This is a genomic window from Brevundimonas sp. GW460-12-10-14-LB2 (genome assembly GCF_001636925.1).
GTDB lineage: Bacteria > Pseudomonadota > Alphaproteobacteria > Caulobacterales > Caulobacteraceae > Brevundimonas > Brevundimonas vesicularis.
This window is the reverse complement of the sequence record NZ_CP015511.1, coordinates 2,791,367-2,811,679: the sequence shown is the minus strand read 5'-3', so window position 1 is coordinate 2,811,679 and position 20,313 is coordinate 2,791,367. Positions and strand designations below refer to the sequence as shown.

Sequence of the window (20,313 nt, the reverse complement as noted above, 5' to 3'; positions counted from 1 at the left end):
ATGACCGACACACGGCTTGACGTAGCGGAAACGCTGAAGGATTTGCCCGCCTGGCGCGCGCATGACGGCGATCGCCCGGCCATCACGCGGACGCTGACGTTCGCGGATTTCAACGCCGCCTTCGGCTTCATGACCCGCGTCGCCCTGATGGCCGACAAGATGGACCACCATCCCGAATGGTCGAATGTCTACGACCGGGTCGAGATCCTGCTCACCACCCACGACGCCGATGGCGTGACGGACAAGGACGTGACCCTGGCCCGCTTCATTGACGACGCCGCCGCCGGCATGGGGGTGAAGTCGTGAGCGGCTCCGCGCGTTCCGGCCGCGTCGCCGGCAAGACGGCCCTGATCACCGGCGCGGCCGGCGGCCTGGGCGAAGCCATGGCCTTCATGCTGGCCCGCGAAGGCGCCCGCGTCGCCGTCACCGACATCGACGCCGCACGCGCTCAAGCCCTGGCGAGCCGGATCAATGCGGAAATTCCGGACGCCGCCTTCGCCTATGCCCACGACGTGGCCAGCGAGGCCGAATGGAAAGGCGTGATCGCCGCCGCCGTCGCCGATCTCGGCGGCCTGTCGGTGCTGGTCAACAACGCCGGCGTCGGCGGCCCCCTGGCCTTCGTCGAACAGGACACGGTCGAGAACTGGCAGCGTCAGTACGAGATCAATCTGCGCTCCATCATGCTGGGGGCCAAACACGCCATGCCGCATCTGCGCGCCTCGGCTCCGGCCTCGATCATCAACATCTCCTCGATTGCAGGGCTCGCGGCCGCCCCCGGCATGGGCGCCTATAACGCCACCAAGGCGGCGGTCTGGATGTACACCAAGACCCTGGCGCTTGAGGCCGCCAAGGCCGAATGGAACGTACGCTGCAACTCGGTCCATCCCGTCTTCATCAAGACGCCGATCCTGGATCCCTTCATCGCCATGGCCGGCGGGGACGAGGACAAGGCGCACGAGCGCCTCTCGCGTGGCATTCCCTTGAAGCGGATCGGCGAACCGGACGACGTCGCCTACTGCGTTCTCTATCTGGCGTCCGACGAATCCAAGTTCGTCACGGGGTCCGAGTTCAAGATCGACGGCGGCATGACGGCGCAGTAGGGCGCGAGCGCGCTACTGCATTCTTTTTGGGCCTATCGCGCATCGCGCTGCTTGAGGCCGGCGGCCTTCCTTGTCGGTGATTGGTGGCGGCCATCCGGTCGTCATCCGCGCATTCGGGATTGAGGCCGCTTGCGCCATGCTGTAAGCGGCCTGTTCCGGCGTCGCGCCGGCCGACGCACCCGTAGCTCAGCTGGATAGAGTGCTGCCCTCCGAAGGCAGAGGTCACAGGTTCGAATCCTGTCGGGTGCGCCATTTTCCCCTTCAAGATAGTCCACGACTCGTCTCCGGCCGGCGGCGCCCCTAGAGACACGCCCGACACAAAATCGTCGTCGGGTTCTTGATTGCGCAAAGCCTATGTGACGTTATCTCGTAACAAGTCACCTCCTCCCTAGGCTGAGAGTTTTTCCATGCGTCCCTCAAGCGTCTCGCGATCCCTGCTCATGGCGGCCGCAGGCTCCACGATTCTGGCCGGCGCCGCCGCCGCGCAGTCCGCTCCGCAAGCCCCGGCGGAGTTGGGCGATATCATCGTCACGGGCGCGCCCTATGGCATCAGCCAGCGAGCCTCGGTAATCGCGACGGACGTCGTGGACGAACAGACCTTGGCCACGGCGCCGGCGGCCTCGCTCGGCGATATGCTGAGCGGGCGTCCGGGCATCCGTTCGACCGACTTCGCGCCGGGCGCCAGCCGGCCTGTCATTCGCGGCCTCAGCGGGCCGCGCGTCCAGGTGCTGACCAACGGCATTGGTCTGATTGACGCGAGCTCTGTCTCGCCCGACCACGCTGTGGCCACCGATCCGGCCGAGGCCAATCGTATCGAGATCATTCGCGGGCCCGCGACGCTGGTCTATGGCGGCTCGGCCATTGGCGGCGTGGTCAATGTTCTGGACGATCGCATCCCCACCGAAATCCCCGAGGGCGGCGTGTCCGGCGTGGTCTCCACCCAGGCTTCCAGCGTCGATGACGGCCGTAGCGCCTTCGGGCGCGTGACCGTCGGCAGTGGAAACTTCGCCTTCAACGTCGATGGGGTGAAGCGCAAGACCGACGACTACGACATCCCCGCCCCGGCCATTTCCGCCAGGCGCGCCGCCGCCGAAGGCCTTGCGCGCGAGGACACCGGAATCCAGCCCAACAGCTATACCGACCTGGAAGCCTGGGGCGTCGGCGGTTCCTACATCGGCGACAAGGGTTTCGCTGGCGCCTCCTACAAAAACACCGACAGCGAATACGGCACGGTCGCCGAGGAATCGGTCTTCATCAAGCTGAACCAGAAGCGGTGGGACGCGCGCGGCGAATACCGTTTCGACAGCGGCCCCTTCTCGGCCCTGCGCGGCTCCTACGGCCATGCCGACTACACCCACACCGAGTTCGAGGCCGTGGGCGAGCCGGGCACCATCTTCAACTCCGACGGCTGGGAAGGCCGTGCGGACCTTGTCCAGCGCGAACGCAACGGCTGGAACGGCGCCGTCGGCGTCCAGGCCCTGTCGCGTGACTTCGAAGCGATTGGCGAGGAGGCCTTCGTGCCCAGCGTCAAGATCGATGAACTGGGCCTGTATACGGTGCAGCGTCTGGACCTCGGCAACCATGGCTTCGAGGGCGGCCTGCGCTATGACCGGCGTGAACTCAGCGGCACGCCCATCGGCGGCGCCAGCGAAGTCACGCGCGAGTTCGACAACTGGTCGGCGTCCGCCGCCGCCTTCATCCGCCCGACCACCGGCCTGTTCCTGGGCCTTAGCCTAGCCCACAATGAACGCGCGCCCAGCGAGGTCGAGTTGTTCGCCGACGGCGTCCACATCGCCACCGCCGCCTACGAGACCGGCGACCTGACGCTGAACTCCGAGAAGGTGACGACGCTGGAGGGGACCGCCCACTATGACCGCGGCCGATTCACCGGCGATCTGCACGTCTATCACTCCTGGTATAACGGCTTCATCGACGAACGGCCGACGGGCGACCAGTTCTATTTCGAGGAAGAGGACGAGTTCTTCCCCATCTATCGGTTCGTCCAGACCGACGCGAAGTTCTATGGCTTCGAGCTGGAAGGCGCCTATGCGCTTTGGCAGGACGGCGATCGCAAACTGTCGCTGGAAGGCGCGGCCGACTATGTCCACGCCCAGACGGACTTCGGTCCTGCCGCGCGGATCCCGCCCTACTCCGTGACCGGACGTCTGGCCTGGACCTCGACCAGGTTCGACGCCAGCGCCGAGGTCCGTCACGTCGGCGAACAGGACCGCATCGCCAACGAATTCGAACTGCCGACCGACGACTACACCCTGGTCAATGCGTCAGTGGCGGTTCGCCCCTTCGCCCAGCAGAACGTCACCCTGTTCGCCGAGGCGCGGAACCTGACGGACGAGGAAGCCCGCGAACACGTGTCCTTCCTCAAGGACATCGCCCCTCTGCCCGGCCGCAACCTTCGGGTCGGCGTCGCCTACCGCTTCTGACGAACCTTGAGCTTTCGGCGCAGCCAAGGCTCCGCCGAAAGCTCACACGCGTCGGCGAACGCGAACCCCCTCCGTGCGTTGATCGCCTATGACTGACAAAGAACCCCGCAAAGTCCCTATCGGCTACGAAGACCGACCCGACAAGCCGACACGCGGCGCCTTTCGCATCACAGCCCTCGCCATAGCGGCCGCAGCCGTCGTCTTTCTGACGCTGATCGCGGTCGTCGTCATGCGAAGCGGCGGGATTTAGTCGCGCGGCAGCAGCGTGCCGAGTTCCTGCTAAGCCGCGTCTGCTCATCGTCCCTCTGAGATGCTTGAGCTATTGGCCAACGGGCTTGTCGCCGACCCACGTATCACCTCGCCCAGCGCGAGGTTTGATTCCCGCCGAGACGCGAGTTTGCCAGGAGCGCCTTGGGTCTCGGCGACCGTGGGTTTCAGTTGGCGTCTTTCGCTGGGCGAGCGTTTGGATCTTCTAATCGACGGCGGCCCTTTCTACGTCGGCGCTTCGCGCCTGACCTTCGGCGGCCGCCAGCATTCGAATGGGCGATTACGCCACGGGAAGGCGCGCCTTCGGTGTCGGAACGGCGGGATGGACAGCGATCGTCTTCGTGGACACTCTCTTCGACACCGAAGCCAACACCTTGGCCTACAGCGACCCTTTCCGCCTTTCCGACACCCAGTCCATCACGTCTTTACGGCCTCGCACGATCGGCCTGAAGTTAAAGTGGGCGCCGTAGTTGGTTTTGCCGGATCTCGAGGTTTGCGGCTCGGTGTTGACCGCCAGACGTCAGAAAGCCCCACGGCTTTTGGCGGTGGGGCTTTTTGGTGTTTTGGGTGCGGGAGTAGGATTTGAACCTACGACCTTCAGGTTATGAGCCTGACGAGCTACCGGGCTGCTCCATCCCGCGGCAAACGGTAGTGTATCGTGAAGGAAGAACGGTTCGAGAAGGACCGCGATTGCGGTGTTTGTTCATCATCGGCTGTCCGCCTGGTAGACCCGGCGGCGACCTACTCTCCCGCGCCTTGAGACGAAGTACCATTGGCTCTGGAGGGCTTAACGACCGAGTTCGGAATGGGATCGGGTGGGGAACCTCCGACATAGCCACCAGGTCAACCAGGGGGACAGCGGATGATGAGAAGACATTGTCTGAGATTGCTCTGGTCAAGGAGCAATCATCGAATGAGTTTTGCTGAGAAACGATCAAACCGATCGGATTATTAGTACCAGTAAGCTTCATGGGTCGCCCCACTTCCACACCTGGCCTATCAACGTGGTAGTCTTCCACGATCCTCAGCGAAGCCTTGTTTTGAGGTTAGTTTCCCGCTTAGATGCTTTCAGCGGTTATCTATTCCATACTTAGCTACCCTGCTGCACAGCTGGCGCCATGACAGGTACACCAGAGGTATGTCCATCCCGGTCCTCTCGTACTAGGGACAGATCCTCTCAAGCTTCGAACACCCACGGCAGATAGGGACCAAACTGTCTCACGACGTTCTGAACCCAGCTCACGTACCACTTTAAATGGCGAACAGCCATACCCTTGGGACCTGCTCCAGCCCCAGGATGTGATGAGCCGACATCGAGGTGCCAAACTTTGCCGTCGATATGGACTCTTGGGCAAAATCAGCCTGTTATCCCTAGAGTACCTTTTATCCGTTGAGCGATGGCCCTTCCACTCGGGACCACCGGATCACTATGGCCGACTTTCGTCTCTGCTCGACTTGTCAGTCTCGCAGTCAGGCGGGCTTATGCCATTGCACTCGACGACCGATTTCCGACCGGTCTGAGCCCACCATCGCGCGCCTCCGTTACACTTTAGGAGGCGACCGCCCCAGTCAAACTACCCACCACGCCATGTCCCGGGACCGGATAACGGCCCTCGGTTAGACGTCAACGACAGTAAGGGTGGTATTTCAAGGACGACTCCACCAGAGCTGGCGCCCCGGTTTCATAGTCTCCCACCTATCCTACACATACGGTCGCTAACGCCAAGGCGAAGCTATAGTAAAGGTTCATAGGGTCTTTCCGTCTGACCGCGGGAACCCCGCATCTTCACGGGGAATTCAATTTCACTGAGCCTATGCTGGAGACAGTGGGGAAGTCGTTACGCCATTCGTGCAGGTCGGAACTTACCCGACAAGGAATTTCGCTACCTTAGGACCGTTATAGTTACGGCCGCCGTTTACCTGGGCTTCAGTTCGACGCTTTCACATCTCCCTTTAACCTTCAGGCACCGGGCAGGCGTCAGACCCTATACGTCGCATTGCTGCTTCGCAGAGCCCTGTGTTTTTGCTAAACAGTCGCTACCCCTGGCTTGTGCCACTCAGTCCTGCTTGCGCAAGGTGAGTCACGCTTATTCCGAAGTTACGCGTGCAATTTGCCGAGTTCCTTCAGCATAGTTCTCTCAAACGCCTTGGTATGCTCTACCTGACCACCTGTGTCGGTTTCGGGTACGGTCTCTGCTGGAGTTATTTCCTGGGACAACGCCCCGCACACACAATCCAATAAGTGGGTACGAGTTAAGCCATCCGTCACTTCCAGCTGGTGCAGGAATATTTACCTGCTTCCCATCGACTACGCTTTTCAGCCTCGCCTTAGGGGCCGACTAACCCTGCGCAGATTAGCTTTACGCAGGAACCCTTGGTCTTTCGGCGAGAGTGTCTCTCACACTCTTATCGTTACTCATGTCAGCATTCTCACTTCCGATACCTCCAGCCAGGCTCACGCCTGACCTTCACCGGCCTACGGAACGCTCCGCTACCGCTTGCAGTAAACTGCAAACCCATATCTTCGGCGCACGGCTTGAGCCCCGTTACATTTTCCGCGCAGGATCGCTTGATCAGTGAGCTGTTACGCTTTCTTTAAAGGATGGCTGCTTCTAAGCCAACCTCCTGATTGTCAAAGCAATCCCACATCGTTTCCCACTTAGCCGTGACTTGGGGCCTTAGATGATGGTTAGGGTTGTTTCCCTTTTCACGACGGACGTTAGCACCCGCCGTGTGTCTGCCCGATAGTTCTCTTGGGTATTCGGAGTTTGGTTAGTATTGGTACCGCTCGCGCAGCCCGCAACCATCCAGTGCTCTACCCCCCAAGGAATTCGTCGGACGCTCTACCTAAATAGATTTCGCGGAGAACCAGCTATGTCCAGGTTTGATTGGCCTTTCACCCCTATCCACAAGTCATCCCAGAATTTTTCAACATTCACGGGTTCGGTCCTCCAGTTGGTGTTACCCAACCTTCAACCTGCTCATGGATAGATCACCTGGTTTCGGGTCGTCATACGTCGAACTTATCGCCCTATTCAGACTCGCTTTCGCTGCGCCTACACCTAACGGCTTAAGCTTGCTCGACACATGAAGTCGCTGACCCATTATACAAAAGGTACGCCGTCACCGCGCTTGGCGGCTCCGACTGCTTGTAGGCTTCCGATTTCAGGATCTGTTTCACTCCCCTTGTCGGGTGCTTTTCACCTTTCCCTCACGGTACTTGTTCACTATCGGTCGTAGAGGAGTACTTAGGCTTGGAGGGTGGTCCCCCCATGTTCAGACAGGATTTCACGTGTCCCGCCCTACTCGAGTCTCTTGCTGTTTGATGACTACGGGCTTTCACCCACTATGGCCGACCTTTCCAGATCGTTCGTCTTTATTTCACAAGAGCACTGGCCTGGTCCCGGTTCGCTCGCCACTACTACGGGAGTCTCGGTTGATGTCCTTTCCTCCGGGTACTGAGATGTTTCAGTTCCCCGGGTTCGCTTAATGAAGCCTATGTATTCAGCTCATTATACCTTTCAACAATCCGCCAATCGCTGCCCCGAAGAGCAGAGTTGGAAGACTGTAAAGGTGGGTTTCCCCATTCGGAAATAACCGGATCAAAGGGTGCTAGCGCCTCCCCGGTTCTTATCGCAGCTTGCCACGTCCTTCATCGCCTCTCTACGCCAAGGCATCCGTCAGAAGCCCTTCAACGTTTGATCGTTTCTCAGCAAAACTCATGCTTGGTTTATTCCGCCCGACTGGAAAGATGCCGGGGGACCAAGCCTGATTTTTGTCAGACAATGTCTTCTTCTCGAACAGAGACCTCAAAGCTCAGGGGAGCCGGTCACGTTCTTCCTTTACGATATCAATGCCAGCCGGCGAGCGCCGACGGGCAATTCTTGATGCGATCACAAGATCCTGGTGGAGCCAGACGGAGTCGAACCGACGACATCCTGCTTGCAAAGCAGGCGCTCTACCAACTGAGCTATGGCCCCATTCCATCAGGAATAGTGCGAAGCCCAGGAGAGCTGTCGGCGATGCCGTCTTGAGGCTGAGAACCCCAGCGAACCAGAAGTCCTGGTAGGCCCGGGCAGACTCGAACTGCCGACCTTACGCTTATCAGGCGTACGCTCTAACCACCTGAGCTACGGGCCTATGGCAGCGACAGCCGGGTCATAGACACCCAGGCTCGCGATCGCGTCACCAACTCAACGACCCGTATGGTCGAGGCGTCGATGACGAAAGTGGAAAGAGAAACGGAGACGGCGGCGTTCCGCCGTTTATGCCTAGCGCTATCGCATTGCTGCTTGAGCGCATCAGCTATTGGAGCCTCAATAGACAGTCTCGTGAGAGACGGCCTGGAGAAGCATCCTTAGAAAGGAGGTGATCCAGCCGCAGGTTCCCCTACGGCTACCTTGTTACGACTTCACCCCAGTCGCTGACCCTACCGTGGTCGCCTGCCTCCTTGCGGTCAGCGCAGCGCCTTCGGGTAGAACCAACTCCCATGGTGTGACGGGCGGTGTGTACAAGGCCCGGGAACGTATTCACCGCGGCATGCTGATCCGCGATTACTAGCGATTCCAACTTCATGCCCTCGAGTTGCAGAGGACAATCCGAACTGAGACGACTTTTAAGGATTAACCCTCTGTAGTCGCCATTGTAGCACGTGTGTAGCCCACCCTGTAAGGGCCATGAGGACTTGACGTCATCCCCACCTTCCTCCGGCTTAGCACCGGCAGTCCCATTAGAGTTCCCAACTAAATGATGGCAACTAATGGCGAGGGTTGCGCTCGTTGCGGGACTTAACCCAACATCTCACGACACGAGCTGACGACAGCCATGCAGCACCTGTGTCCTAGTCCCCGAAGGGAAAGCCAGATCTCTCTGGCGGTCCAGGCATGTCAAAAGGTGGTAAGGTTCTGCGCGTTGCTTCGAATTAAACCACATGCTCCACCGCTTGTGCGGGCCCCCGTCAATTCCTTTGAGTTTTAATCTTGCGACCGTACTCCCCAGGCGGATTGCTTAATGCGTTAGCTGCGTCACCGAAATGCATGCATCCCGACAACTAGCAATCATCGTTTACGGCGTGGACTACCAGGGTATCTAATCCTGTTTGCTCCCCACGCTTTCGAGCCTCAGCGTCAGTAATGAGCCAGTGTGTCGCCTTCGCCACTGGTGTTCTTCCGAATATCTACGAATTTCACCTCTACACTCGGAGTTCCACACACCTCTCTCATACTCAAGACACCCAGTATCAAAGGCAATTCCGAGGTTGAGCCCCGGGATTTCACCCCTGACTTAAATGTCCGCCTACGCTCCCTTTACGCCCAGTAATTCCGAGCAACGCTAGCCCCCTTCGTATTACCGCGGCTGCTGGCACGAAGTTAGCCGGGGCTTCTTCTCCGGGTACCGTCATTATCGTCCCCGGTGAAAGAATTTTACAATCCTAAGACCTTCATCATTCACGCGGCATGGCTGCGTCAGGCTTTCGCCCATTGCGCAAGATTCCCCACTGCTGCCTCCCGTAGGAGTTTGGGCCGTGTCTCAGTCCCAATGTGGCTGATCATCCTCTCAGACCAGCTACTGATCGTCGCCTTGGTGAGCCTTTACCTCACCAACTAGCTAATCAGACGCGGGCCGCTCTAAAGGCGATAAATCTTTCCCCCGAAGGGCACATTCGGTATTAGCACAAGTTTCCCTGAGTTATTCCGAACCTAAAGGCACGTTCCCACGTGTTACTCACCCGTCCGCCACTAACTCCGAAGAGTTCGTTCGACTTGCATGTGTTAGGCCTGCCGCCAGCGTTCGCTCTGAGCCAGGATCAAACTCTCAGGTTGAGTTGACTTCTGACCTAAGCTTGAAGACCACCGAAGCGGTCTTGGCATTAGTTCTACGTATTTTATTGACGAGTTCCCACGTCATCGATCCGAAGACCGACGCATGGTATCTTTTCAAAAAGACCGCAGATAGTCAGTGTCGTATGATGACCTTCTAGGGTCATCGCAAGAACACCGCCGCCTGCGTTTCTCTTTCCAAATCAACAATGTCAAAGACCGTGGAACCTCCGAAGAGGCCCGACCGTTTAACGCCGTGTCGTCGGCGGAGGCGGCGATTTAGAGAACCGCAAACCCCGTGTCAACCGCTCTTTTCAGAGATCTTTCGGAGAGAAGAGCGAACCCTTCAGACCGCAAGAAACCACCGGAGGAAAGCGAGGCTTACCTCTAAAAACCCGTCGGCGATTCGATTGGAGCGCGGAACCTAGTTAAACCAACCGATGAAAGCAAGAAGTTTTTCGCTTCTTTCTTCCGTGAAACCGTGAGGACCTAAACCCCCGCGGCCCCGCCGGCCGGCCCGTTTCCGAGCGAGGCGGCTCTATACGGAGAGGCGGATTTGTCAGCAAGCGGATTCTGACCAACAAGGGGAAGTTTCTCGCAGACTCATGATCGTCGATCAGGAATCGCAGTCCTTGAGCCTGTTCGGGGCCCGCAAATCCGGGCGTTTCGCCTTTTCAGGCCCCACCGAGACGCGACATCAGCTCTGGATCCTGCTCGGAGGCCGCGACCTCATCATCGAAGGCGCGTTGGGCGTCCGCCTCTTCCGAGAAAGTCGCCGGGTCGGACAGCCGCAGGCTTGAGACCCTATAGACATCGTCCTTCTGCTCGAGCGTGACGCCGCTGCGGGCGTGGAGGATGCGGGCGTCCATCGTCATTGGGCTGGTCTCCTGTTCCGATGCAGAACGCATCAATCGGCCGGATGGCTCTCCTCAATCGCCAGAAAGACCGTCGACGAGGCGCGAGCGCAGCTCTTCGTCATCCAGTCCCTGCACGACGATCATTTTCGAGCGCGACTGTCCGCCGCGTCCCACGCTGATCGACGACTTCGGCACGCCAAGGCTTTTGGCCAGCATCCGGATCAGGGCGTCGTTGGCCTCTCCCTCGATCGGACGGGCGCGGACGCGCACCTTGAGCACGGGTCGTCCCTCGGCGTCGGTCGTCCAGCCGTCGATGCGATCGGCCGCAGCGCCAGGCTGCAGCCTTATGGGCAAGTTCGCCATGCCGTCCTCTACGGGCAAGAAAAAGGGCGCGGCTCCGATCGGCGTCGCGCCCTCTTCAGATCGATTCGACCTGGGCCTAGCCCAAGGCGGCCATCAGTTCCGGCACCACCGTCTTGTAGTCGCCGACCAGACCATAGTCCGCGACCTGGAAGATCGGGGCGTCCGCGTCCTTGTTGATGGCGACGATGGTCTTGGAGTCCTTCATCCCGGCCAAGTGCTGAATGGCGCCCGAGATGCCGATGGCGATGTAGAGCGCCGGGGCGACCACCTTGCCGGTCTGACCGACCTGATAGTCGTTGGGCGCATAGCCGGCGTCGACCGCCGCCCGCGAGGCGCCGATGGCGGCGCCCAGCTTGTCGGCGAGCGGCTCCATCACGGCATGGAACTCGTCCGCCGAGCCCAGGGCGCGACCGCCCGAGACGATGATCTTGGCGGCGCCCAGTTCGGGCCGGTCCGACTTGACCATTTCCTCGGACACGAAGGCCGTCTTGGGCGCGTCGGCGCCGGCGACGCTCTCGACCGCAGCCGATCCGCCTTCGGCGGCGGCGGCGAAGGCGGTCGGGCGCACCGTGATCACCTTCTTGGCATCGACCGACTGGATCGTCTCCAGCGCATTGCCGGCATAGATGGGGCGCACGAAGGTATCGGCCGACACCACCTCGATGATGTCCGAAATCGGCGCGACGTCCAGCTTGGCGGCAAGACGCGGGGCGAAGTTCTTCCCGTCCGTGGTCGCAGGCGTCAGGATGGCGTCGTAGCTCCCAGCCAGCGGCAGGACGGTCGCCTCGACCGCCTCAGCCAGCATCTTGCCCAAACCGGCGCCCTCGGCCAGCAGCACCTTGCGGACGCCAGCGATCTTGGCGGCGCTATCGGCGGCGGCCTGCGCCCCCTGCCCCAGGACCAGGACGTCGACATCGGGCGACAGGCCCAGCGCGGCTGTCACGGTCTTGTGGGTGGTGTCGCGAACGGTCAAACCGTCGTGATCGGCGATGACGAGGACAGCCATATTACAGCGCTCCCGCAGACTTGAGCTTGGAAACCAGTTCGGCCGCATCGGCCACCTTGACGCCGGCCGACCGCTTGGGCGGCTCGGTGACCTTGATGACCTTCAGGCGGTCGGCGACATCGACGCCGTAGTCGGCGACCGCCTTCATGGCGATCTCCTTCTTCTTGGCCTTCATGATATTCGGCAGGGAGGCGTAGCGCGGCGTGTTCAGCCGCAGATCCACCGTCACCACCGCCGGCAGTTCGGCGGCGATCGTCTGCAGGCCGCCATCGACCTCGCGCGTGACCGTGGCCTTGCCGGCATCGATCACCAGTTTCCCGGCGAAGGTCGCTTGGGGCCAGTCCAGCAGGGCGGCCAGCATCTGACCCACCGCATTGTTGTCGCCGTCGATCGACTGTTTGCCCATCAGGACCAGGTCGGGCTTTTCCTCCTCGACCACCGCCTTCAGCAGCTTGGCGACCGCCAGCGGCTCAAGATCCGTGTCCAACTGAATCAGCAGACCCCGATCCGCGCCCATGGCCAGCGCCGTGCGGATGGTTTCCTGCGCCTGGGTGACGCCGATGGAGACCACGACGATTTCCGTCGCGGTGCCGGCGGCATGGTGTTCCTTGCCTTCCTTCAGACGAACCGCCTCTTCGACGGCGATCTCGTCGAAGGGGTTCATGCTCATCTTGACGTTGGCCAGATCGACGCCCGACTGATCCGCCTTGACGCGGGCCTTGACGTTATAGTCGATCACCCGTTTGACGGGGACGAGTACCTTCATGGGTCTATCCGTGAAATCGCCTGAATGTGTGGGCAGGACATGGAGCGGTCGCGAAGGCCTGTCAACGTAACGTGGGGTCAAGCTGTGGCTTCGATCCCTATCCAACGGACCACGAGATGAAGCGTTTCCTGACCTTTCCCCGCCTGGCGATGATCTTCTTCGGCCTGTTCGGCATCACAGTCGTCGGGATTTTTGCCTTGCAGGACTATTGGGTCGCGCCCGGCAAACGCTGCGAGGCGGCCGGAAAATGGTACGACATGGAAAGCCGCATCTGCGCCCAGCCTATCTCCATCGCCCAGATCACCGGCCGCCCCAATGGCGTGTCGCGCGCCGAGGCTTCGGCCGAGAAGAACCGGGAGCTGGTTCGGATCGAACAGGATCTCGCCGCCCAGAGCCTCGCCCGCGCCGCAGAGGCCGAGCGTCAGAAAGCCGCACTGGCGGCGGCGCGTCCCGCCGCCTGACCGGTTTCGCCTAGCGGGTCGCGCCGGGCTTCCATTTGATGTCGCTGGCGCCGTTGGCGTTGGCGCGTCGAGCCGCGACGAACAGATGGTCGGACAGGCGGTTCAGATATTTGACCGCCTCGCCGTTCACGGCCTCGCCGTTTTCGATCAGACGCACCGCCTCGCGTTCGGCCCGTCGGCAGACGGTGCGCGCGACATGCAGATGGGCCGACAAGGGCGCACCGCCCGGCAGGATGAAGCTGTCGAGCGCCTTCAGGCTCTCGTTCATCCAGTCGATTTCCTGCTCAAGGCGCGCAACCTGGCTCTCCACGATGCGCAAGGCCTCCCAGGCCGGCGGCGGGTCTAGAGGCGTGGCCAGATCGGCGCCCAGATCGAACAGCTCATTCTGGATCCGGCCCAGCATGGCGTCGATCCGGTCGTTCTGGCCGCTGTTCAGCCGGGCGACCCCGATCACCGCGTTCAGCTCATCCACCGCGCCATAGGCCTCGACCCGGGCATCGCTCTTGGACACAGGCGCGCCGGACGCCAGCCGCGTGCGACCGTCATCGCCCGTGCGGGTGTAGATCTTGTTCAGCGTCACCATGATCAGGCCCCCTGCGTCGCCTTCCACATCATGCCGACGACCAGCAGGATGACGGCCACCGCCTGAAGCCCGACGCGCAGCCGCATCAGCTTGTTGGAATGGCTGCGCGCATAGTCCCCGCCCCGGAACAGCGAATAGAGGCCGAAGCCCAGAGTGATGGTCACGGCCAGGATCGCGAGGATGATCAGAATGTCGAAAATCTGCATGCCGTCGTTCTAGACCCGGATCGCCGTCACGCGCCAGCGCAGCGCTCAGAGACCCTTTCGGCGCGCAGGCAGAACGGCAGAAACTCGCCGACCGCAGATATTTTATTTCCCGAGCTAAGCCATTTGGTGACGATTGTTGGCGTAACGTCAGCGCCATGACTGATCGCGCCGTCCGCAACCTGGAGCATCTCAAGAGCTCTGCCTCTACCGCTCGCGTGCTGAATTTGCTGCGCGTGTGGGAGGAGAACGGCGACAGCGCGCCCGACGGCGCCGTGCGCAATCCCGACTGGGCGGCGCGTCCAATCTTTCGAACCTCGGCCCTGAACCGTGCCCTCATCATCAAGCATCGGCTGCGTCGCAACGAGACCGATCTGTTCACCGGCCGACGCCAGGTCGCGACCAAGGTCGTCATTCCCATCGACGATGGGGATTTGAAGACCGGCGGCCGATACGTTTTCGTCAATCAGATCGGCTTCGAGCGGATGATGATGGAGGCGTTCGGCGTTGCGCCCAACCACCCCGATATCGAAACCCTGCGCCTGATCGACAAACTGCCGTCGCTGGATCCCTTCCTGCTGCGCGAGCAGTTGCGTCGCGGCGGCCTGGACCCCTCGCCCTGCTACTTCTCGATCAGCGACAGTGATCTTCAGCGCATGCTGGCCTTCGTTCGCAGCGAGATCGAGCCGCTGGTGACGCTCAGCCTGGGCGCGGACACGGTGGCGGTGAATTCGGATTCCGCCGGACGTATGGCGTCAAAAATCCTTTCGAACACCCCCGGTGATCAGCTGGACGCCTTGCGACTGACCCTGCGCCTGGCGCCCGAACAGTACCAAGAGGGCGTCTTCTGCTGGAAAGGCTTCCTCTATTACAAATGGACGCTCGCCGCCCTGCTGGGCGAGGTCGCCGGGGTCGCCGAGGCCGTGCGCACCATCAAGCCCGTCGGCAAGATCGATCGCGCCGCCAAGGAATATCTGGCGCGCAGCCGCGATGTCCTGCGCGGCCGCATCATCAAGACCTGCGACGAAGTCAGCCGCACCTTGCGCGTCTATGACGACGCCTACGCCAAATTGACCCAGGAAGGCCGCCCCATCGCCTTCCGCGACTTCCTGCTGGACGCTCCCTCCATGTTCGCCAAGCTGGGCGACCAGCTGGGCGCCGTCCAGCACATCGTCAGCTACTGGCGCTACCGCTTCGGCCCATCGGCCTCTCCGGTGAACGTCGAGGAGCTGATGGACATCTTCATGGACTTCGAAACCGGCCTGCTCGGCCGCGGCGAACTCCCCGACGACATCGGCATGATCGCGGCGTAGTGAGCGTCACAACGACGGGCTGGCCTCATACCGTTAATCGTCTATGGCCATTCTATCCGAAGCGACTTTCATAGCTCGTGCGGACGACGCCAATGCCGACGCTTGGTTGCCGATTTGGATGCGGGTCAGGTCAGATTGGTAAAGTCCGTCCAGATAAGCCCTGTCCCAGCTCGTCAAACCCGATGGTGCACCTTCGGGATTTGAAAACAGATTGAGGATTGTTGCAAAGCCTCGGGTTTGTCCTGCCGGGTCTATCTGAGCAAAGGCCACCATAGACAGATAGTCGCTCAGTTGACCGACGGAGGCGCTTTGCACCTGATCAACATCTAATATAATGAGTATATGATAAAGAAAATCAGAGATTGATGAACGTAGGCGGGTGGGGTTTGTGACGCGAACACTTGGCGCATAGGCCAAAACATCGTTACCATCCAATGCCATTGCAAGCGTGTTGTAGTATCCGGGAAGTCTAACGGCGACTTCGCCTGTTTCGGCATTACCGGGATAACTGACCTGCCACCAGCGCACAGGACGGTCAGTGTTGATAAAAGCATCGAGCCTTGCCCGGCCTTGATCAGTGCCGCTGCCGCCTGTGTGGAACGCCCTGAACGACTGCGACACAAGTGCTCCAGCCAGTTTCGATGGCTCATCCGATGCCGTGATCTTTATATTTGGACGACAGCCCGGCTCCCCAACCTGGAGTCCTAGGCCGCGAGCCGTATCGCCGAGACGATCGGCAATTTCCTGAGCCACATCGGCACGCAGATTGATGACCCCAATACAGACGCCATCCCGCCAACGCGCCAAACCTCGTGCGCCAGCAGGATCGGCTACAGCGCCAACATATTGTTCGGCTGCATCCTCGAATCTCTGGGCGTTGACGATGACGTCTTCAACTTGAACAGGGCCGCTCGCATTCGAAGGCTGTATCGCCTGACCTCCGCCAGCCAGTAAAACCGTTGCGAATAAAAGCCCAACAGACATATCTCAGCCCCGCAGACTACGAACCTCAGATTGTTTTTAGCTTAACCTGAAAGCGTTTGCAATTTCACTTACGTAACCATCAGTGGGCGGCGTCCCAGTTCGACGCCGCGCGAGCATCCACCACGAGCGGAACTGTCAGGGCCACGGCTGGGTCCGACGCGTTTTCCATCACGCGTTTGATGACGGCGATGGCGCGGTCGGCCTCGGCTTCCGGCGCCTCGAACACCAGTTCGTCGTGGACCTGAAGTAGCATGCGCGTAGCAAGACCGGCTTTGGTCAGGGCGGCGGGCATGCGGATCATGGCGCGGCGGATGATGTCGGCGGCCGCGCCCTGGATTGGGGCGTTGATGGCGGCGCGCTCGCCGAACTGGCGCTCGGCTCCGGACTTGGAATGGATGGCCGGGATGTGGATTCGGCGGCCGAAGACGGTCGAGACGAAGCCGGTCTGGCGCACCTCGGCCTTGGTCTTGTCCATATAGGCGCGGATGCCGGGGAAGCGTTCGAAATAGGTCTTGATATAGGCCCCCGCCTCGCCCTGATCGATGCCCAGCTGGTTGGCCAGGCCGAAGGCCGAAATGCCGTAGACGATGCCGAAGTTGATCGCCTTGGCGCGCCGTCGGGTTTCGGATGGCATGCCCTCGACCGGCACACCGAACATCTCGGACGCCGTCGCCGCGTGAATATCCAGTCCCGCCTTGAAGGCGCGCTTCAGCTCGGGAATGTCGCCGATATGGGCCAAAAGGCGCAGCTCGATCTGGCTGTAGTCGGCGCTGATCAGGACATTTCCGGGCGCGGCGATGAAGGCTTGGCGGATCTCGCGGCCCGTCTCGGTGCGGATCGGGATGTTCTGCAGGTTGGGATCGCTGGACGCCAGGCGGCCCGTGGTGGCGGCGGCCAGTTGATAGCTGGTGTGAACGCGGTCCGTCTTGGGATCGGCCGCCGCGGTCAGGGCGTCCGTATAGGTGCCCTTCAGCTTGGACAGCTGGCGCCAGTCCAGGATCGCGCGCGGCAGATCGTGGCTGAGCGCCAACTCCTCCAGCACGCTGGCGTCGGTGCCCCACTGCCCTGAGGCGGTCTTCTTGCCGCCCGGCAGGTTCAGTTCGCCGAACAGAATCTCGCCGATCTGGCGCGGCGAGCCGATATTGAAGGGCCGCCCGGCGATCTCATGAGCCTGGGCTTCCAGCTCGGCCATGCGCAGGCCGAACTCGCTGGACAGCCGCTTCAGCCGGTCGGGGTCGATGCGAACCCCGTTCAGCTCCATGTCCGCCAGCACCGTCGGCATGCTGCGTTCCAACGTCTCATAAACGGTGGACAGGCCCTCACGCGCCAGCCGGGGTTTCAGGATCCGCCATAGCCGCAGGGTCACATCCGCATCCTCGGCGGCATATTCCGAGGCCGGCTTCAGCGCGACGTGCTTGAAGGATTTCTGGCTCTTGCCGGTCCCCGCCACGCTCTTGAACGGAATCGGCTCGTGGCCCAGGTGCAGGCGCGCCAGCTCGTCCATGCCGTGCCCGTGCAGCCCGCCCTCCAGCACATAGGACATCAGCATCGTGTCGTCATAGGGCGCGACGCGGATGCCCCGACGCGCCATGACGGCGATGTCGTATTTGGCGTTCTGAAGCACCTTCAGGACCGACGGGTCTTCCAGCAGCGTCTTCAGCTTGGCCAGGGTCGTGGGCTTATCCAGCTGATGGATCGGCTCGGGCGTCTCTCCCGCTTCGCCAAACAGACCGCCTTCGCCGGCCTGCGGCTCGTGCTCGTGCGTCAGGGGGATGTAGCAGGCCTCGTTCGGCCCCACCGCCAGCGACACGCCGCACAGGCCCGCATGGGTCGCCGACAACGTATCGGTCTCGGTGTCGAAGCCGACAACGCCGACCTCGGTCGCGCGCGCGATCCAGCGATCCAGCGCCTCTTCGGTCTGGACGCATTCGTAGGCCGCGTGATCGAAGGTCTGAACCTCGGCCGGACCTTCGACGACCTGACCGTAGCGAGGGGTCGCGACCGGCGCGTTCAGGTTCGGCGCACGCTTGGGCGCAAAGGCCGAGACGTCGCTGGGCCCGGCCTTGCCGTCGCCGACGCGGCGCTGCAGCGAGCGGAACTCCATCGTCTCCAAAAAGGCCGACAGGATCGCGGGATCGGGATCGCGCACGGCGAAATCGTCGATCGCCTCGGGCGCCGGCGCATCGCAGGTCAGTCGCACCAGTTCGCGCGACAGACGGATCTGGTCGGCGAAGTCGATCAGGGTCTGGCGGCGCTTGGGCTGTTTGATCTCACCGGCATTGGCCAGCAGGGTGTCCAGATCGCCGTATTCGTCCAGCAGCTGCGCCGCCGTCTTCGGCCCGATGCCTGGCGCGCCGGGGACGTTGTCGACGCTGTCGCCGATCAGGGCCTGCAGATCGACCATCTTCTCCGGGCCGACGCCGAACTTTTCGAAGACTTCAGGCTCGGCCAGACGCCGGTCCTTCATCGGATCCCACATCACGACGCCGCCGCCGATCAGCTGCATCAGATCCTTGTCCGACGAGACGATCACCGCCTCCCCGCCCGCATCGCGCGCCTTGCAGGCGTAGGTGGCGATCAGGTCGTCGGCCTCATAGCCGGGCAGTTCGACGCAATGCACACCGAACGCCGCCGTCGCCTCGCGCACCAGCGGAAACTGCGGGACCAGATCCTCGGGCGGCGGCGGGCGATGGGCCTTGTACTGATCGTACAGGGTGTTGCGGAACGTCTTTTCCGAGTTGTCGAAGATGGCCACCAGATGCGTCGGGCCATCCGCGCCCTTCATGTCCTTCAGCAGCTTCCACAACATGTTGCAGTAGCCCTGGACCGCGCCGACAGGCAGGCCGTCGGACTTGCGCGTCAGAGGCGGCAGGGCGTGATAGGCGCGAAAGATGTAGGCCGATGCGTCGATCATCCACAGCCGCAGCGCAGGGCCGTCCTGCGTCATCGGGCGTTCGGTCTCTGGATTTTCGGGCGCAGTCGTCTCGGTCATGGCCGGAACATAGGGCTCCAACGCCCCCGCGTCAGCGTCAGAATTCGGTCCAGCTCGATCCGGGATCGCGTTGACCCGGCTGGGCCTGCTGCTGGCCCCAGGACACGACCATGAAGGCCTTGTGGCTGCGGATGCGATAGGTGCCGATCATCGGCACCACGGCGCCCAGCGGCGCACCGGTCTTGGCTTCGTAGAGGAAGCCGGAAAACTCGGCGACCCCGACCCGGTCCCGGTGGCTGTAGACCGACAGTTCCGGCAGGGAGACGACGTTGAAGGTCTCGTTGATCGGGATCCGCATCTCGGGAATGCCGAAGACGCGCCGCATCTGCTCCAGCGACAGGGCGCCGGCGCGGATTTCGAACACGGCGTTCGCCTCGTCCTTGTTGCGGGCCAGGCTGAAACCGGCGTCCGAGATCGCGCCGCGTATCGCGCTGACGGCATAGCGGGTGCCCTCGCCCTGGAAATAGGTGTCGTCGATGAAGACCGAAGCGCCCGTCGGCAACGGCAGGACCAGCCCCTCGACCGCCCGGTCCGAGGCGCGCGCCAAGAGCAGCTGCTCCGTCGCCGTCCGGCCGGTGTTGCTCTCGGTGGTCGAGGCGCAGGCCGACAGCACGACCGCCGCAACCGTCAGCAGAGCCGCCGTCCGCGCCGTCATCACCAGGCGCCGACGTTCGGCATTGAGGCCCAGGGCTCGGCCGGCGCCAGCGGCGCGCCTTCCTGAAGCAGTTCGATGGAGATGCCGTCGGGCGAGCGGACGAAGGCCATGTTGCCGTCGCGCGGCGGACGGTTGATCGTCACCCCGCCGTCCATCAGCGTCTGGCAGGCGGCGTAGATGTCATCGACCTTATAGGCCAGATGACCGAAGTTGCGGCCGCCCTGATACTCTTCCGGATCCCAGTTGAACGTCAGCTCGACCTCGCGGCAGCGTTCCGCCGCCGACTGTTCCAGATTCTTGGGCGCGGCGAGAAACACAAGCGTGAACCGGCCCGCCTCGTTCTCGGTGCGGCGCACCTCCTGCAGACCCAGAAGGTCGCAATAGAAGTGCAGCGAGGCGTCGATGTCCTTTACCCGGACCATGGTGTGCAGATAGCGCAAGGCTCGTCTCCGTCCGAACAGCGTTTCAGCCGTCTATAGACCCAACCGCCGCAACACCGCGAC

At 61.8% G+C, this 20,313-nt stretch carries 16 protein-coding genes, 4 tRNA genes and 3 rRNA genes; 7 read left to right on the top strand and 16 right to left on the bottom strand.

What is annotated here, in order from left to right; genetic code table 11:
• The 5 genes from A4249_RS13935 to A4249_RS16680 all read left to right on the top strand — a co-directional run bounded on the left by A4249_RS13935 (position 1) and on the right by A4249_RS16680 (position 3,791).
• Positions 1–306, top strand: coding sequence for a 4a-hydroxytetrahydrobiopterin dehydratase (locus A4249_RS13935; RefSeq protein ID WP_082854180.1), 306 nt, complete (start codon positions 1–3; stop codon positions 304–306).
• Positions 303–1,100, top strand: a complete 798-nt coding sequence (locus tag A4249_RS13930; protein WP_066553678.1) for an SDR family oxidoreductase — start codon at positions 303–305, stop codon at positions 1,098–1,100. The genes A4249_RS13935 and A4249_RS13930 overlap by 4 nt, the downstream gene beginning before the upstream one ends.
• A 175-nt stretch (positions 1,101–1,275) precedes the next feature.
• Positions 1,276–1,352: transfer RNA gene (locus A4249_RS13925), tRNA-Arg, on the top strand.
• Positions 1,353–1,507: 155 nt separating this feature from the next.
• Positions 1,508–3,541 (top strand): TonB-dependent receptor, encoded by a 2,034-nt coding sequence (locus A4249_RS13920; protein WP_066553675.1) that lies wholly within the window; start codon positions 1,508–1,510, stop codon positions 3,539–3,541.
• Between the two features lie 88 nt (positions 3,542–3,629).
• Positions 3,630–3,791, top strand: coding sequence for a hypothetical protein (locus tag A4249_RS16680; RefSeq protein WP_153923917.1), 162 nt, complete (start codon positions 3,630–3,632; stop codon positions 3,789–3,791).
• Positions 3,792–4,372: 581 nt separating this feature from the next.
• Here A4249_RS16680 and A4249_RS13910 read toward each other — a convergent pair.
• The 10 genes from A4249_RS13910 to A4249_RS13865 form a co-directional block, all read right to left on the bottom strand.
• A tRNA-Met gene (locus A4249_RS13910) sits at positions 4,373–4,449 on the bottom strand.
• Positions 4,450–4,536: 87 nt separating this feature from the next.
• Positions 4,537–4,651, bottom strand: a 5S ribosomal RNA gene (rrf, locus tag A4249_RS13905).
• An 87-nt stretch (positions 4,652–4,738) separates the two neighbouring features.
• Positions 4,739–7,512, bottom strand: a 23S ribosomal RNA gene (locus A4249_RS13900).
• A gap of 200 nt (positions 7,513–7,712) precedes the next feature.
• Positions 7,713–7,788, bottom strand: a tRNA-Ala gene (locus A4249_RS13895).
• 83 nt (positions 7,789–7,871) lie between these two features.
• Positions 7,872–7,948 (bottom strand) — tRNA-Ile (locus A4249_RS13890).
• Between the two features lie 221 nt (positions 7,949–8,169).
• A 16S ribosomal RNA gene (locus tag A4249_RS13885) occupies positions 8,170–9,630 on the bottom strand.
• The 16S, 23S and 5S rRNA genes sit together here with 3 tRNA genes alongside, the layout of an rRNA operon.
• Positions 9,631–10,301: 671 nt before the next feature.
• On the bottom strand, positions 10,302–10,502 hold the full coding sequence (locus A4249_RS13880; RefSeq protein ID WP_055755043.1) for a hypothetical protein: 201 nt from the start codon (positions 10,500–10,502) through the stop codon (positions 10,302–10,304).
• A gap of 54 nt (positions 10,503–10,556) precedes the next feature.
• Positions 10,557–10,847 (bottom strand): DUF167 domain-containing protein, encoded by a 291-nt coding sequence (locus A4249_RS13875; RefSeq protein WP_066553669.1) that lies wholly within the window; start codon positions 10,845–10,847, stop codon positions 10,557–10,559.
• Positions 10,848–10,923: 76 nt separating this feature from the next.
• Positions 10,924–11,853, bottom strand: a complete 930-nt coding sequence (locus A4249_RS13870; protein ID WP_066553668.1) for an electron transfer flavoprotein subunit alpha/FixB family protein — start codon at positions 11,851–11,853, stop codon at positions 10,924–10,926.
• Position 11,854: 1 nt separating this feature from the next.
• On the bottom strand, positions 11,855–12,619 hold the full coding sequence (locus tag A4249_RS13865; protein ID WP_066553667.1) for an electron transfer flavoprotein subunit beta/FixA family protein: 765 nt from the start codon (positions 12,617–12,619) through the stop codon (positions 11,855–11,857).
• Positions 12,620–12,735: 116 nt separating this feature from the next.
• On the opposite strand from A4249_RS13865, the gene A4249_RS13860 reads away from it, so the two are divergent.
• Positions 12,736–13,080, top strand: a complete 345-nt coding sequence (locus A4249_RS13860) for a hypothetical protein (RefSeq protein ID WP_066553666.1) — start codon at positions 12,736–12,738, stop codon at positions 13,078–13,080.
• A gap of 10 nt (positions 13,081–13,090) precedes the next feature.
• On the opposite strand, the gene A4249_RS13855 is transcribed toward A4249_RS13860, so the two are convergent.
• Positions 13,091–13,663, bottom strand: coding sequence for a cob(I)yrinic acid a,c-diamide adenosyltransferase (locus A4249_RS13855; protein ID WP_066555237.1), 573 nt, complete (start codon positions 13,661–13,663; stop codon positions 13,091–13,093).
• A 2-nt stretch (positions 13,664–13,665) separates the two neighbouring features.
• Complete coding sequence (locus A4249_RS13850; protein ID WP_055755048.1) at positions 13,666–13,869, bottom strand: twin transmembrane helix small protein; 204 nt, start codon at positions 13,867–13,869, stop codon at positions 13,666–13,668.
• Positions 13,870–14,024: 155 nt separating this feature from the next.
• Between A4249_RS13850 and A4249_RS13845 the strand changes: the two genes are divergently transcribed.
• Positions 14,025–15,179 (top strand): hypothetical protein, encoded by a 1,155-nt coding sequence (locus A4249_RS13845; RefSeq protein ID WP_066553663.1) that lies wholly within the window; start codon positions 14,025–14,027, stop codon positions 15,177–15,179.
• A gap of 33 nt (positions 15,180–15,212) precedes the next feature.
• On the opposite strand, the gene A4249_RS16675 is transcribed toward A4249_RS13845, so the two are convergent.
• From A4249_RS16675 to A4249_RS13830, 4 genes are all read right to left on the bottom strand, one after another.
• Positions 15,213–16,163 carry a hypothetical protein gene (locus tag A4249_RS16675; protein ID WP_156494722.1) on the bottom strand — a complete coding sequence of 317 codons (951 nt, stop codon included), beginning with the start codon at positions 16,161–16,163 and terminating at the stop codon, positions 15,213–15,215.
• A 79-nt stretch (positions 16,164–16,242) separates the two neighbouring features.
• Positions 16,243–19,155, bottom strand: a complete 2,913-nt coding sequence (polA, locus tag A4249_RS13840; protein ID WP_066555233.1) for a DNA polymerase I — start codon at positions 19,153–19,155, stop codon at positions 16,243–16,245.
• 37 nt (positions 19,156–19,192) lie between these two features.
• Positions 19,193–19,810, bottom strand: coding sequence for a DUF6655 family protein (locus A4249_RS13835; protein WP_066553659.1), 618 nt, complete (start codon positions 19,808–19,810; stop codon positions 19,193–19,195).
• On the bottom strand, positions 19,810–20,250 hold the full coding sequence (locus A4249_RS13830) for a VOC family protein (protein ID WP_066553656.1): 441 nt from the start codon (positions 20,248–20,250) through the stop codon (positions 19,810–19,812). The genes A4249_RS13835 and A4249_RS13830 overlap by 1 nt, the downstream gene beginning before the upstream one ends.
• Positions 20,251–20,313 lie beyond the last annotated feature (63 nt).

What these genes read in the sequence shown, in the direction of transcription:
- A4249_RS13935 (WP_082854180.1), top strand. Translation starts at nt 1, where the DNA reads ATGACCGACACACGGCTTGACGTAGCGGAAACGCTGAAGGATTTGCCC.
- A4249_RS13920 (WP_066553675.1), top strand. Translation starts at nt 1,508, where the DNA reads ATGCGTCCCTCAAGCGTCTCGCGATCCCTGCTCATGGCGGCCGCAGGC.
- A4249_RS16680 (WP_153923917.1), top strand. Translation starts at nt 3,630, where the DNA reads ATGACTGACAAAGAACCCCGCAAAGTCCCTATCGGCTACGAAGACCGA.
- A4249_RS13880 (WP_055755043.1), bottom strand. Translation starts at nt 10,502, where the DNA reads ATGACGATGGACGCCCGCATCCTCCACGCCCGCAGCGGCGTCACGCTC.
- A4249_RS13875 (WP_066553669.1), bottom strand. Translation starts at nt 10,847, where the DNA reads ATGGCGAACTTGCCCATAAGGCTGCAGCCTGGCGCTGCGGCCGATCGC.
- A4249_RS13870 (WP_066553668.1), bottom strand. Translation starts at nt 11,853, where the DNA reads ATGGCTGTCCTCGTCATCGCCGATCACGACGGTTTGACCGTTCGCGAC.
- A4249_RS13865 (WP_066553667.1), bottom strand. Translation starts at nt 12,619, where the DNA reads ATGAAGGTACTCGTCCCCGTCAAACGGGTGATCGACTATAACGTCAAG.
- A4249_RS13860 (WP_066553666.1), top strand. Translation starts at nt 12,736, where the DNA reads ATGAAGCGTTTCCTGACCTTTCCCCGCCTGGCGATGATCTTCTTCGGC.
- A4249_RS13855 (WP_066555237.1), bottom strand. Translation starts at nt 13,663, where the DNA reads ATGGTGACGCTGAACAAGATCTACACCCGCACGGGCGATGACGGTCGC.
- A4249_RS13850 (WP_055755048.1), bottom strand. Translation starts at nt 13,869, where the DNA reads ATGCAGATTTTCGACATTCTGATCATCCTCGCGATCCTGGCCGTGACC.
- A4249_RS13845 (WP_066553663.1), top strand. Translation starts at nt 14,025, where the DNA reads ATGACTGATCGCGCCGTCCGCAACCTGGAGCATCTCAAGAGCTCTGCC.
- A4249_RS16675 (WP_156494722.1), bottom strand. Translation starts at nt 16,163, where the DNA reads ATGTCTGTTGGGCTTTTATTCGCAACGGTTTTACTGGCTGGCGGAGGT.
- polA (WP_066555233.1), bottom strand. Translation starts at nt 19,155, where the DNA reads ATGACCGAGACGACTGCGCCCGAAAATCCAGAGACCGAACGCCCGATG.
- A4249_RS13835 (WP_066553659.1), bottom strand. Translation starts at nt 19,810, where the DNA reads ATGACGGCGCGGACGGCGGCTCTGCTGACGGTTGCGGCGGTCGTGCTG.